The organism is Vibrio sp. 1CM7H, assembly GCF_023161645.1.
GTDB lineage: Bacteria > Pseudomonadota > Gammaproteobacteria > Enterobacterales > Vibrionaceae > Vibrio > Vibrio diabolicus.
Map to the genome: position 1 here is coordinate 464073 of NZ_JALNTV010000003.1, position 14402 is coordinate 478474.

The following is a 14402-nucleotide window of genomic DNA, read 5'->3' on the forward strand; positions in this document are numbered from 1 at the left end:
AACATTAGATATAGAATGAAGAAAGGCAGGAAATTTCCTGCCTTTTTGTTTAATTGCTTCTACAGTGAGCTAGTTACTTTTCTGGAATCGAGAGCAAAACTAACAACGCACCATCACCGCCGAATTCTAGCGGCGCTTGGTGGAAAGCCATTACATCTGGGTGTTGTGCTAACCAAAGTGGCGCTTTCTGTTTCAGGATGTGTTTACCAATGCCATGTTGCACACACGCACAGTGAATCTCGTTTTTGACGCAGTAGGCGATCATCGCACCAAGTTCGCGCTTAGCTTCTTGTTGTGTCATGCCGTGCATATCGAGGAATACGTCCGGTACATACACGCCGCGACGTAGACGTTTAACTTCATAAGTGGAGACGTCGTCACGTGCATAACGAGTTGGGCCTTCTTCATTTAAGAGAGGGACAAACTCGTCGGAGAAGTAAAACTCAGAATCACTCGCTTCACGGTTGGAGCGCTTGATTTCTTTTTGCTTAGTATTTTTTTTTGGTTGCTGGATTATGGTATCCTGTCGCAACTTTTTTACGCCCTGTACTGCTTCCTGAAACAAGGCGAAATCGTCATCGTGTTCGGTGTCTTTTTTGCTCATTAGGTAAACAATTTCATTAATAAACTTTTATTGGCAGTATTGTAGCGCTTTTCGGAGGCAATTTTGGATAAGATTTTTGTAGAAGAAGCGGTATCGGAGCTGCATACCCTTCAAGATATGATTCGTTGGACGGTAAGCCGCTTTAACGCAGCGAACCTGTTTTACGGTCATGGTACTGATAATGCGTGGGATGAAGCGGTTCAGCTTATCCTGCCAACCTTATACTTGCCGATTGATGTGCCTCCGCACGTATTAAACTCTCGCCTAACGACCAGCGAGCGTCTGCGTATTGTTGAGCGTGTAGTAAAACGTATCAATGAACGTACACCAACTGCATATCTAACCAACAAAGCGTGGTTCTGCGGTCTTGAATTCTTCGTTGATGAGCGCGTACTTGTGCCACGTTCTCCAATCGGTGAGTTGATTCAAGCAGAATTCCAACCTTGGTTGGTGGAAGAGCCTGCGCGCATCATGGACCTATGCACAGGCAGCGGCTGTATCGCAATTGCATGTGCTCACGCGTTCCCTGAAGCTGAAGTGGATGCGATTGATATCTCAACGGACGCACTACAAGTCGCGGAGCAAAACGTACAAGATCACGGCATGGAGCAGCAAGTATTCCCAATTCGCTCTGACTTGTTCCGCGACCTACCAAAAGAGAAGTACAACCTGATCGTGTCTAACCCACCATATGTGGATGAAGAAGACATGAACAGCTTGCCAGACGAGTTCACACACGAACCTGAGCTTGGTTTAGCAGCCGGTACGGATGGCCTAAAACTTGTGCGTCGTATTCTTGCAAACGCACCAGACTACCTAACAGATAACGGCATTCTTATCTGTGAAGTTGGCAACTCAATGATTCATATGATGGAACAGTACCCACAGATTCCGTTCACTTGGATTGAGTTTGAGAACGGCGGTCACGGCGTATTCATGCTAACGCGTGACCAGCTGGTTGAGTGTGCCGAAGAGTTCAAACTGTACAAAGACTAATAGGGTCTTGCACTAAACGTCAAAACACCGAGCTTTATGCTCGGTGTTTTTTTATGCATAACTCGCCGATATTAACTCTTTACATCAAAACGTAATAAAGCCACTATGAATCCACGAAGAATTGGAAAGCAGTTGCGCTCTGGTTTGAGAGGGCGTAGCGATAAAAACTTGAGGAAGTAATGGCAGGAAACAGTATCGGACAACATTTCCGAGTGACGACATTCGGGGAAAGTCACGGTATCGCACTGGGATGTATCGTAGACGGATGTCCTCCGGGGTTAGAAATTACAGAAGCAGATCTGCAAATCGATCTCGACCGCCGTCGTCCAGGCACATCACGTTACACCACACAACGTCGTGAACCGGATGAAGTTAAAATTCTTTCTGGTGTTTTTGAAGGCAAAACCACAGGCACATCGATCGGTTTGCTAATTGAAAACACCGATCAGCGCTCAAAAGATTACTCGGACATCAAAGATAAATTCCGTCCGGGTCATGCTGATTATACTTACCACCAAAAGTATGGCATCCGTGACTATCGAGGTGGCGGCCGTTCGTCTGCTCGTGAAACCGCAATGCGTGTGGCGGCGGGTGCAATCGCGAAGAAATACTTGAAAGATGAGTTTGGTGTTGAGATTCGCGCGTACTTGTCACAAATGGGTGATGTCTCTATCGACAAGGTAGATTGGAACGAAATCGAAAACAACGCGTTCTTTTGCCCAGATGTGGACAAGGTAGAAGCGTTTGACCAACTTATCCGTGACCTGAAAAAAGAAGGCGACTCAATTGGCGCGAAAATTCAGGTTGTGGCAACTAACGTGCCTGTTGGTCTTGGTGAACCTGTATTTGACCGTCTGGATGCCGACATTGCGCACGCGCTAATGAGCATTAATGCGGTGAAAGGCGTGGAAATCGGTGATGGCTTTGATGTGGTAAACCAAAAAGGCAGTCAACACCGTGATACGCTTGCTCCTGAAGGTTTTGGCAGTAATCACGCGGGCGGTATTCTTGGCGGTATCTCAACTGGTCAAGACATTGTGGCTAACATTGCGCTTAAGCCAACATCAAGCATCACAGTTCCGGGTGAGACCATCACAAAAGAAGGTGAGCCAACTCAGTTGATCACCAAAGGCCGTCATGATCCTTGTGTGGGTATTCGTGCCGTACCAATAGCTGAAGCGATGCTAGCGATTGTGGTGATGGATCATTTGTTGCGTCATCGTGGTCAAAACCATGGCGTAACAACTGAAACACCGAAGATTTAAGCTTAAAAATAAGCTTGATAAAGAGACAAAAGGCTGCTCAATGGGCAGCCTTTTTAATGTGTTTTCATTACGCGTTTAGATAAGTTAATGGAGTGAGCCTTCCGTTTCCAAATTGAAAGAAGGGAGACGCCACTTAAAACGTACCGCAGCCATACGCAGCATATAACCGGTGATCAGCGTAATGATAGTGGCTGTTACATCGGGAATATTAAATTCTAATAGCGCTAAGTACATTCCTGATGCGATAAGAGCGACAGAAGCGTAAAGTTCTTCATGCAGTACCAACGGTGTTTGGCGACAGATTAAGTCGCGGAGTAGACCACCGAATACACCCGTTACTAGCGCTGAAACCATACAAATTCCAGGGTGTAAGCCCATGCCCATCGCAATCTTAGTTCCGATGATGCTGAACACGATCAAACCTAACGCATCAAGGCGGATGAATAGACCTTTTAGCTTAATCACCCATTTAGCTAAGCCTGTGGTAAGTACACCCGCAACACACGTGATTGCTAGGAACTCTGGGTTTTTTACCCAACCAAGAGGGTAGTGCCCCAGTAAAATGTCACGTACGGTGCCACCACCAATGGCCGTTGCACTGGCCACCAACATAACACCAAACCAGTCCATTTTTCTTCTACCAGCACTCAACGCACCTGTCATGGCTTCAGCCGTGATACCAATGATATACAACACACTTAGCAACATAGGGAGACACTCAACGTAAAAAGTTACTACGTTCTACATGAATCATCGTAGGCGCAGCAACAATACTTACAAAAGGTTTTATCATTCTTAAAAAGTGATTAAAACCAGCAACATGCCTGTAATCAAACCGCTTAAAAAACAGCAGTTTGAGCAGCATCAAAATAAGGCGAGAGTGTAGTAGCAAATGAGTACGCTGACGAATGAGAAATTATATGGAGAAAGCGATGTTCAGATAAATTCAACTAATAACCAAAACTGTGGGAGCATCTTTACCTTATAGATAAAAACAGCGACAATACCCAGCGCATGTCAAACTGAAGTACAAACTCGACGATGACCCACGAATACCAAGACCTTATCACTATTTTTAATGACACCTTTTTAGACCAATTTAATACGAAATTGGAGTTAGGTGGTGATGAGCCTATTTATCTTCCTGCTGATGATGAACATCCTCATCATCGGATTATTTTTGCTCGGGGTTTTTATGCCTCCGCATTACACGAAATCTCGCATTGGTGTGTGGCAGGGCCAGAGCGTCGTTTGCTGGAAGATTTTGGCTATTGGTATGAACCCGATGGGCGCACGGCAGAAGTTCAAGCGGAGTTTGAGAAAGTTGAAGTGCGTCCGCAAGCTTATGAATGGATTCTGGCACAAAGTGCTGGCTTCCCTTTTACGGTGAGTTGTGACAATCTACACGGCGATTTTGAACCAGATAGGCTCGGCTTTATGCAGAAAGTGCATAAAGAAGTGTTGGGTATTTTGGAAGCTGGCTTGCCTTTGCGAGTGAGAATGCTTTCGGATGCTCTGCGTGCGTTTTACCAAACCAAGCCGCTGGAAGCGTCAGACTTTTGCGTTAAATAACCTCAAATAACCTCAGAGATACACCATGATTATTGAATTTGAAGAAAAACTACTGGAACTGATTGATGCTCGAATTGAAACAGCATCTGACGATGAATTGTTTGCTGGTGGTTATCTACGTGGTCACATCTCTTTGTCTGCGGCATCTTGTGAAGAAGAAGGCATTAGCGATATTACTGAACTGAAGTCACGCATTGAGAGCAGTTTGGAAGACGCTCGTACCGAATTAAGCCCAGCTGATCGCGCGATCGTCAGTGACTTGTGGCAAGAACTGCAGGCTCAGGCTTAATCTCCGAACGTCGTTCTCCATTTATTAGTCCAAGTCATTTACTACTTCGAAAAATTCGAACCTCTCCATAAAATTTTTGTGGTTGTAGCGAAACTGTTCAACTTTTATTCTGATCAGCATAAAACGTGAACAAAGGATTACAACCATGAAAATTGTCGCATTTGGTGCATCTACCAGCTCTACCTCAATCAACAAATTACTTGCTACATACGCAGCAAACCAAGTCGAAGGCGCTCACGTGAACGTTTTAGACTTAAACAATTATCAAGTACCGATGTTTAGCGAAGACAAAGAAAAAGAAATTGGTCAAGCTGAAGGTGCTGTCGCATTTTTACGTGATTTGGCTGAGGCTGACGCTATTGTTGTTTCCTTTGCAGAGCATAACGGTTCATACCCAGCAGCGTATAAAAACCTGTTTGATTGGGCAACGCGCATTGAGCGCAACGTATTCCAAAACAAGCCGGTCGTTTACTTAGCAACTTCTCCTGGTCCGGGTGGCGCACAGAGCGTTCTTGCAGCGGCAACAGGTTCCGCGCAATTTTTCGGAGCAGATGTGAAAGCATCGCTATCTGTACCGAGCTTCTACGAGAACTTTGACGTGGAGTCTGGTGAGGCGGTAAATCCGGAAGTGGCAGAACAAGTGAAACAGGCAATTGCACGGCTGAAGTAATTTCAACACGAGTGACTTAATGAGTTAGTGATTCCCGACACATATTTGCGTCGGGAATGTAAACGAGAGGATACTCTTACAGCTCAGTAATGGCTTTGCCTTTTCTTAGTTTACGAACCCACATTCGACTTGGATGAAGTTCGGTCAATACATCAACAGGTAATGGCAGCGGGTCCCCACAGATTTGCGAGGCCAACACTTCAGCTAACAATGGTGCAGAGCTCAGCCCACGAGATCCTAAACCTAAGAAGCAGAATAGGTTAGTGAACTGATGAACGGTTTCTACCTCTTCTGCTTTTTGATTTTGTAAGTTGGCGTATTGCGTTTTTATTGTCTCAAAGTCACCCACATTTCCGACAAATGGTAAGTGATCTCGGCTCACGCAGCGAATACCTTGGCGAGATCGATTGCCCCTGATATCTACCTCTTTTGGCCATTCTTGGTTCGGTACGCACTTAACTAATTTTTCTGCGTTATCCTTCTGAGCGTTTTCATCAAATTCGTAGTCTAGGTGACAGCGATCGTAGCTTGCGCCTATGCACAGGTGCTGATTGTTTGGGTTAACAGGCGTCATGTAGCCGTCGTAACACAATACCGTTTTCAATTGACTCAGCGTTTCGGTTGCCGGAGCATGACTGACTTGCCCTTTCACCTGTCCCATCGGCAGGGAAGCGGTTTGGCTCAATGTTTGGAACTCATGGCCATTCGCAACCACAACGGTTGAGTGCTCAAATGTTTGACCATTGACCGTTAGTGTCCAAAGCTGATGCTCTTCATCCCAATTTAATGCTTCAACGTGATGTTCAAACTTCGTTGAGAGTAACGATGTCTGTTCTAATTGTTTGATTAACCCACGCGTTAGCTCGGCAGGGCACAACCACCCTCCCATAGGATAGTGCACAGACGACATATCGATAGGTAATCCGATAGTATTCGCAGTTTCGTCGGCGGACAGTTTTTGAATCAATTCAGAAGGAAAATTACCCGCAAGCATCTTTTCCAGCTTATCAGCAGACTTTTCATCCCACATTAGCTGCGTTACACCACACCAATCGTGATCGAATGTAACCGACTCCGCAGCTTGTTCAATAAATTGTCTTGCAAACAAAAATGCAGGTGCAAAAACACGCGAAACACCAGTATGAGGACCGTTCAACAATGGATACACGGCCCCTTGACGATTCCCCGACGCTCCTTCGGCTGGTTGAGTGTCTTTGCAGTAAAGCGTGACGTTTTGGCCACGACGAACCAACGTTTTTGCCAACGCTGCACTGGCAATACCACCTCCGATTATGGCAATCGAATCAAGATTGCTGGACGCCGTGCGATTGAACCACGGAAGATGATTCGACTGCTTTTCGCGTTGTTCCATCGAACCTGCGATCATTTCACGCTTGGTGCCAAAGCCTTTGACTTTTTTCATTGCAAAGCCTGCTTCGTTCAATCCTCGACGAACAAAGCCCGCTGCGGTAAAAGTGGCAACTGTACAGTCTTGCTTGGCTAACTTAGCCATGTTGTTGAACAGATTTTGGTTCCACATTTCTGGGTTTTTACTTGGCGCGAATCCATCTAAAAACCAAGCGTCAATCAAACCTTGTTCGTTGTATGGGACTTGCGGCATGCAGTCTTTGATGTCGCCAAACCAAAGGTCGAGTGTAATTGCGCCATCTTCAAGCACAATGCGGTGACACTCAGGTACGGCGGCAGGGTAGTGTTTTTGTAACTTTTCCGCGTACTCAGCTAGCTCAGGCCAAGCTTCATGCGCCTTCTTTAAATCCGCTTGGCTTAGCGGGTATTTTTCAAAGCTAATAAAATGCAGCTCTTTCAATGCTGCGTCTGGATGCTGACGACGAAACTCACTAAACCACTGGCATACTGCTAAGAAGTTTAATCCCGTGCCAAATCCTGTTTCACCAATGACAAAACGTCTTTGGTCAAATTCCTGCCATCTTTCTGGGAGATGATTTTGTTTTAAGAAAACGTAGCGTGTCTCTTCAAGACCGTTTACGTTAGAGAAGTAAACATCATCAAATTGGTCTGAAACCGGAGTACCAGCTTCGTTCCAACCAAGTTCTGCGTTTTTTATTGAAGTCATAATGGTGCAAATTTGTGATTTGGCGCGGTAAGAATGGGGCGATTGTACGAATTTATGGGAAAGCTGACCACTTTTGTTGACTATCTTAGTTATCATCTAGCGGATTTTTGAATTATAGGAATGTCATAATGAAACGAGTCGTAATCACCGGTATGGGTATTGTTTCAAGTATCGGTAACAACGTCGAAGAAGTTCTAGCGTCTCTTAAAGCGGGCAAATCTGGCATCACTGCATCTGAGCAGTTCAAAGAACACGGTCTTCGTTCGCAAGTATGGGGTGACCTAAAAATCAACCCGGCGGAACACATCGACCGTAAGCAGATGCGCTTTATGGGTGATGCGGCTGCTTATGCATACCTATCAATGGAGCAGGCAATCGCAGACGCTGGTCTTACAGAGGATCAGGTTTCAAACGATCGTACCGGTATCGTTGCGGGTTCTGGCGGTGCTTCTGCATATAACCAAACGGTAGCGACAGACACGATGCGCGCAAAAGGCGTAAAACGAGTTGGCCCTTACATGGTTCCTCGTACTATGTCTTCTACGGTTTCCGCTTGTCTTGCTACGCCATTTAAGATTCGTGGTGTGAACTACTCAATGAGCTCTGCATGTGCTACTTCTGCACACTGTATCGGTCACGCGATGGAGCTTATTCAACTTGGTAAACAAGACATTGTTTTTGCTGGTGGCGGTGAAGAGCTTGATTGGTCTCAAACCATGATGTTTGACGCTATGGGTGCGCTGTCAACGAAATACAACGACACTCCAGACAAAGCATCTCGTACGTATGATGCGGACCGTGATGGTTTCGTTATCTCTGGCGGTGGCGGCATGCTGGTTATCGAAGAGCTTGAGCACGCTCTAGCACGTGGCGCGAAAATCTACGGTGAGATCGTAGGTTACGGTGCGACTTCAGATGGCTACGACATGGTAGCACCATCAGGTGAAGGCGCGATCCGTTGTATGAAGATGGCGATGCAAGACGTTGACGGTGTGGATTACATCAACACGCACGGCACGTCGACACCAGTTGGTGACGTGAAAGAGCTTGGTGCGATCCAACAATTGTTTGGTGAGAACAGTCCAGCAATCTCTGCAACAAAAGCAATGACTGGTCACGCACTAGGCGCCGCTGGTGTGCACGAAGCGATTTACTCAACACTTATGCTAGACAAAAACTTCATTGCTCCAAGCATCAATATTGAAAACTTGGACGAAGCAGCTCAAGGTCTGGACATCGTGACAGAAGCACGTGATGCAGAGTTAACAACCGTAATGTCAAACAGCTTTGGCTTTGGCGGCACAAACGCAACTTTGGTTATTAAAAAGTACCAAGGTTAACTGAATTTGTTGGCGCGCCACGTGAGTGAGTACAGCGTCAACAATCCAGTTTCCAGAGCTTGATCAGTCACACTGATCGAACAGACGCAGACTCTATCCCATGGAGAGCGGGATAGGATCCTTTTGTTCTGGAACTTTGCCCGGCTATTTAGCCGGGCTTTTTCTTTTCTCAATTTCTGCTTTTTACATTGCTTCCCGTTAAACGATTTCTTTGGAACTAATCTCTTTGAGGTTTATTAGGGTTATTTCTTGAGATTTTTCGGGAAAAGGGCACAATCGCTTTAGTTTCGCATCTTGCGAATAAACGAACTCATACAAATGGATGTTAAAACGCTGGCGCTATGAAAATTATTGTTGATGAAAATATGCCGTACGCTGAAGAGCTATTCAGCCAACTCGGTAACGTAATTCTAAAACCAGGTCGTACACTGACGGCTGATGATTTAGTGGATGTTGATGCCCTAATGATTCGCTCAGTCACCAAAGTGAATGCTGACCTGATCAGCAAAGCAAACAAGCTGAAGTTTGTTGGTACGGCAACAGCAGGTATGGATCATGTTGACCAAGCACTTTTAAAAGAGAAAGGCATTTTCTTCACTGCGGCGCCAGGGTGTAACAAAGTGGGGGTGGCGGAATACGCGTTCAGCGTGATGATGGTGCTCGCTCAGCAACAAGGCTTCTCGGTATTTGACAAGACGGTAGGTATTATTGGTGCAGGCCAAGTAGGTAGCTACCTAGAGAAATGTTTGAAAGGCATGGGGATTAAAGTTCTCATCAATGACCCATTCAAACAAGAGGCTGGTGATCCTCGTAGCTTTACTCCGTTGACAGAACTGATTGAAAGCTCAGACATCATTACACTACATACGCCAATCACCAAAGATGGCCCATATCCAACTCATCACTTAATTGATGAAACGGTTTTAAACTCGCTTCGTAGTGATCAGATTTTGATTAACGCTGCGCGAGGTCCAATCGTTGATAACGAGGCATTGAAGCAACGCCTTTTGAAAAACGATGGTTTTACAGCGGCACTCGACGTATTTGAATTTGAACCAGAGGTTGATATGGAGCTTCTGCCTCTGCTAGCATTCGCAACCCCTCACGTTGCAGGCTACGGCTTGGAAGGGAAAGCTCGCGGTACGACGATGATTTTCAACAGCTACTGTGAGTTCTTAAATAACGAATTACGTGCGCATGCCAGCGATTTACTGCCAACCGCGCCTGTTCCTACTATGGTATTGGACAGAGCTTGGGATGAAGCAACACTGCATAACATCACGCAGTTAATCTATGATGTGCGTAGAGATGACGCTCTTTTCCGTCGTGAGATCAGTAAGCCAGGTGCTTTTGACCTGATGCGTAAAAACTACTGGGATCGCCGTGAATACAGCGCTGTCACGCTAGTGGGTAACAAAACATGTAACCTTGCTCCATTAGCAGAACTAGGTTTTCAGATTGAGGTAAGTCAATGAGCCAGCAATATAATGTTGCCATTTTAGGTGCGACCGGTGCGGTCGGTGAAACAATTTTAGAAGTGCTTCAAGAACGTAAATTCCCAGTGGGTGACATTCACTTATTGGCAAGTGAGCGTAGCGAAGGCAAGACTTATCGCTTTAATGGCAAAACGGTTCGTGTACAGAACGTTGAAGAGTTTGATTGGTCTCAAGCTCATATTGCGTTGTTCTCTGCTGGTGGTGAGCTATCTGAAAAATGGGCGCCAATCGCGGCAGATGAAGGTGTTATCGTTATCGACAACACTTCACACTTCCGTTACGAGTACGACATTCCTCTTGTTGTGCCAGAAGTAAACCCAGAAGCGATTGCAGAGTTTCGTAACCGTAACATTATTGCGAACCCAAACTGTTCGACCATTCAAATGCTGGTGGCACTAAAACCAATTCACGATGCAGTGGGTATTGAGCGTATTAACGTATCTACATACCAATCCGTATCTGGTGCGGGTAAAGCGGGCATTGACGAACTAGCAGGTCAAACGGCTAAGCTTCTAAACGGTCTGCCAGCGGATAAGAAGCAATTCTCTCAACAGATTGCGTTTAACTGTATTCCGCAAATCGATCAGATGATGGAAAATGGCTACACCAAAGAAGAAATGAAAATGGTGTGGGAAACACAGAAGATCTTTAACGATCCATCAATCACAGTAAACCCAACGTGTGTGCGTGTGCCGGTATTCTATGGTCATGCTGAAGCGCTTCACATTGAGACTCGCTCTCCAATCGATGCACAAGAAGTTGTTAACTTGCTTGAGCAAACAGAAGGCATTGAAGTCTTCCACGGTGATGACTTCCCGACACAAGTGCGTGATGCGGGCGGTAAAGATCATGTTATGGTTGGTCGAATCCGCAACGATATCAGCCACCACAGTGGGGTAAACTTGTGGGTTGTGGCGGATAACGTGCGTAAAGGCGCAGCAACTAACGCGGTACAAATCGCTGAAGTTCTGATCCGCGATTACTACTAAGTCACTTACCAGTTCATTTCAAAGCCTCGCACTGTGCGAGGCTTTTTTGTACGAACGGAACAAAATAGTGTGAGATTAGTACGAATATGGCGAGAGCCACACATTTTTTATTCTCAACGCTATAGTTTTGCATGTGATATCCGATATATTTAACCGATCACCATTTCAAATTGTATTTAGCACAAAACTGAGCCTTCTATGCGTCAAAATTATAAGCGTTTGTTAGCAGCCCTTGTGTTGATGAGCGCGACTCAGACATCATCAGTGGTTCAAGCCGAAGGAATTCGTCTTGTTGGACCGTCTGGTGAAGTGCAATCATCTCCGAGCTATGCTGAAGATATTGAGCGAGCATTACCTGCTCCTCCTGCAAATACTCAGCCGTCACGTTTCTTTGGTCCGACTGGTGAAAATCAAACACTATGGTCGATCGCTTCAGAATTACGACCTTCACGCGGTGTTACCGTTCAACAAACGCTTCTTGCCATTTATCGAATTAACCCTCAAGCGTTTGAGAACCAAAACATTCATGAGTTGATCCCAGGGAGTCGACTACGAGTACCGTCTCTAGAGCAAGTGCAAAGCGCGACTACAGAGCAAGCTGTTGCGATTATGAAGGCGCACGAGGCTAAGTTAAAACAGCCGAAGCTGACAAATAGAGCCACGCCAGCGCAACGCGTCACCGAGCAACCAAAGCCACAAATAAAAGTAGAACCCAAGCCTGTTGCTCCTAAACCAGAAACCACTGTAGCTGCGGAACCAAAACCGGTTCAAAAAACAATACCAGTTATTCCTGCGCCACCTGTGAACACCTCTCCGCAGGGTGAAAAGCAGGTCAGTGCGTTAAAAGACAAACTTCAAGGCTCACAAAGTGAATTAGAGTCATTGGAAGAGAAGAACCATCGTCTTCGCTTAATGTTGTCAGAAGTGCAAAGCGAAGTTGAAACCTTGAAAAATGAGCTGAATGACGAAGAACGCATTCGCTCGGAAGTCGAGAAACTGCTTGCTGAAGAGCGCCAGCGCCTTGCTGAGCAACAACGCATGCAGCCAAGTACGATTGACAAGATTTTGTCTAATGGTTGGCTTGTCGGCTTAGCGGCGCTTATTCCAGGTGCATTGCTGGCACTATTGGTTGTGATGTTGCTTGGTCGCCGTTCTAAAAACAAAGAGGAAGAGCCTGCTGCGCAATCGCCGCAGGAAACCGATCCATTAGCTGCGCCAATTGGTTTAGCGGCGACGGACGAGCTGGATGAAGAACTCACACTTGATGATGAGTTGTTCGCAGATGAAGATATAAATACTCAGGCTACACAAGAAGAGAAGCCAGATTTAGAAGAAGACGTCTTTGCCAACCTTGACGATGAAGAACTGGATTTCAACCTAGAAGGGGATGATGACCCATTTGCGGGTATCGGTGATGACGGCGACCTGGATGTTGGTCTGGATGAGTTTGAGTCATCGAACAATGGTATCCAAGTTAACGGCGAAGAAAAAGCGCTTGGTTTAGAAGAGATGGAGCGAGCCTTAGATGAGGTTGCTCCAGAACTAGAAGTGCTCGATGACGATGAGGCTGGCTTCGATCTTTCAGATGATACGAACGAGAAAGCAGACTCGCTTTCAGACGACGCGTTTGCGGAACTACTTGCAGCAGATGAGCCGTCAGAAGAGTTACCAAGTGACACTGTCGATCAGGATATGCTTGATGACTTGTTTGCGGAACTTGGCAATGACGACTTCGACCTAGATACCGATGAACCTGAACTAAAACAGCCCGTATCGGATGATGATTTCAGCGCAGGAGAGGCATCTGATGACGATATCGATAAGCTATTAGCTCAATACGAGCAGCCTGTTACTGAGTCGACAGAAGTTGAAGGTGACGCCAGCGAAGACGTCGTTCTAGATGAAAACAGTACGGACTTACTCGATGAACTGATCGATTTTGACGAAGATGAAACAGACGACGAGTTTGACCCACTGAATGAGCTAGAAGCACTCTCTGGTTTTGAAGGTGATGACTCGATTGAAGAGTTAGATGCAGATAGCACAGATTTACTAGATGAACTCATTGATGACGTTACATCCGAACTGGATGAAGAGACAGGAACTGAGACTGAGTTAGACCCGTTTGATGATCTGATTCGAGAGGACGAAAGCCCTGCACAGAATAAATCGCAAGAGGAAGAGTTACTCGCTTCACTTGGTTTTGGCGAACCAGACGGCGACGAAAAACCATCTTCAATAGCCGAGTCAGAGCCCGCTCATGAAGAGCCGGAAATTGAGTCTGGTTTGGACATCGGCGCTTTATTAAGTGACAGTCAACCAGATCCGCAACAAACAGCGCCAGAGCAACCATTAACCGAGCCAGAAACTGCTTCAGAGCCATTTAGCAGCGATGAGTTTCTGGGTGATTTAGAGGACCTCTCACCAGAGAACGATCCTTTAATGAGCGAGCTAGACGACTTGTTTGAGTCAGACAGTGAAGAGCTTCAGCCTACAGAGCAAGAAAAAGCGGACTTTTCTGCTGAACTGGATGCACTATTTGATACTGAAGATGATTTAACGCAACAACAAGTTGAAGAGCCGCAAGCTGAGATAGAGGAATCTTCGCCACAACAAGAAGAGGATGCCAATTCTAAGTCAACGCAAGATGCATCAGTAGAGCCTGATGCTAAAGTGCCGCCTCAAGTTGAGACAGAAGAAGACGCTCCAGCGTTCACTCCGACACCAAATACAGTAGAAAATGAATTTGGTGTGCCACAAGAAGAAGATTGGCTACTGGATGAGCCTGAACTAGAAAGTGAAACTCAACCAGAACAAGAACAAAACTCGGGTAACAAAAGTGAGCCAGAAAGTTCAGAACTAGCATCAGAAACTGAGTCGGCAACCAATGCAGAAGAAGAGTTCGATTTTGATGAACTCGATCTACCAGAGTTCAGTGAAGAAGACGCACTGGCGTCCATGGCGGACGAACCTGCGTTTGATGAACCAGAGCCTGTCGAGCCTGAGCGCTCTGAAACTGAGTCGGCTACTGAAGCAGAAGAAGATGAACTCAATTTCGATGAACTCGAACTGCCAGAGTTCAGTGA

General features: G+C 46.0%; 12 protein-coding genes. 9 read left to right on the top strand and 3 right to left on the bottom strand.

Translation table 11 applies throughout. The features are described 5' to 3' along the window. Positions 1-73: 73 nt before the first annotated feature. A complete protein-coding gene (gene smrB, locus MSG33_RS14250; protein ID WP_012841540.1) occupies positions 74-604 on the bottom strand; it encodes an endonuclease SmrB in 531 nt (176 codons plus the stop codon). A gap of 63 nt (positions 605-667) precedes the next feature. Between smrB and prmB the strand changes: the two genes are divergently transcribed. Then, positions 668-1600: a 50S ribosomal protein L3 N(5)-glutamine methyltransferase gene (prmB, locus tag MSG33_RS14255; protein WP_005397909.1), complete on the top strand. Its 933-nt coding sequence runs from the start codon at positions 668-670 to the stop codon at positions 1598-1600. A gap of 179 nt (positions 1601-1779) precedes the next feature. Next, the gene (gene aroC / locus MSG33_RS14260) at positions 1780-2865 is read left to right on the top strand and encodes a chorismate synthase (RefSeq protein ID WP_005397911.1); all 1086 of its coding nucleotides are present in this window, start codon (positions 1780-1782) and stop codon (positions 2863-2865) included. Between the two features lie 84 nt (positions 2866-2949). Here the strand turns inward: aroC and MSG33_RS14265 are convergent, their stop codons facing one another. After that, a complete protein-coding gene (locus tag MSG33_RS14265) occupies positions 2950-3573 on the bottom strand; it encodes a trimeric intracellular cation channel family protein (protein ID WP_005397913.1) in 624 nt (207 codons plus the stop codon). A 333-nt stretch (positions 3574-3906) separates the two neighbouring features. Between MSG33_RS14265 and MSG33_RS14270 the strand changes: the two genes are divergently transcribed. From MSG33_RS14270 to MSG33_RS14280, 3 genes are all read left to right on the top strand, one after another. After that, a complete protein-coding gene (locus MSG33_RS14270) occupies positions 3907-4437 on the top strand; it encodes an elongation factor P hydroxylase (protein ID WP_005397924.1) in 531 nt (176 codons plus the stop codon). A 25-nt stretch (positions 4438-4462) separates the two neighbouring features. Further along, entirely contained in the window at positions 4463-4726 is a 264-nt protein-coding gene (locus tag MSG33_RS14275) for a YfcL family protein (protein ID WP_005397926.1), read from the top strand. A gap of 145 nt (positions 4727-4871) precedes the next feature. Next, positions 4872-5396, top strand: coding sequence for an NADPH-dependent FMN reductase (locus tag MSG33_RS14280; protein WP_248381314.1), 525 nt, complete (start codon positions 4872-4874; stop codon positions 5394-5396). A 76-nt stretch (positions 5397-5472) separates the two neighbouring features. Here MSG33_RS14280 and mnmC read toward each other — a convergent pair whose 3' ends face one another. Continuing rightward, positions 5473-7491, bottom strand: coding sequence for a bifunctional tRNA (5-methylaminomethyl-2-thiouridine)(34)-methyltransferase MnmD/FAD-dependent 5-carboxymethylaminomethyl-2-thiouridine(34) oxidoreductase MnmC (gene mnmC, locus MSG33_RS14285; RefSeq protein WP_248381315.1), 2019 nt, complete (start codon positions 7489-7491; stop codon positions 5473-5475). Between the two features lie 128 nt (positions 7492-7619). Between mnmC and fabB the strand changes: the two genes are divergently transcribed. The 4 genes from fabB to MSG33_RS14305 form a co-directional block, all read left to right on the top strand. Continuing rightward, the gene (fabB, locus tag MSG33_RS14290; protein ID WP_006741726.1) at positions 7620-8831 is read left to right on the top strand and encodes a beta-ketoacyl-ACP synthase I; all 1212 of its coding nucleotides are present in this window, start codon (positions 7620-7622) and stop codon (positions 8829-8831) included. 341 nt (positions 8832-9172) lie between these two features. After that, entirely contained in the window at positions 9173-10306 is a 1134-nt protein-coding gene (locus tag MSG33_RS14295; protein ID WP_104970073.1) for a 4-phosphoerythronate dehydrogenase, read from the top strand. Then, complete coding sequence (locus MSG33_RS14300) at positions 10303-11316, top strand: aspartate-semialdehyde dehydrogenase (RefSeq protein ID WP_006741728.1); 1014 nt, start codon at positions 10303-10305, stop codon at positions 11314-11316. The genes MSG33_RS14295 and MSG33_RS14300 overlap by 4 nt, the downstream gene beginning before the upstream one ends. A gap of 198 nt (positions 11317-11514) precedes the next feature. Then, the coding region (locus tag MSG33_RS14305) for a FimV/HubP family polar landmark protein (RefSeq protein ID WP_248381316.1) at positions 11515-14402 on the top strand (2888 nt) is incomplete at its 3' end.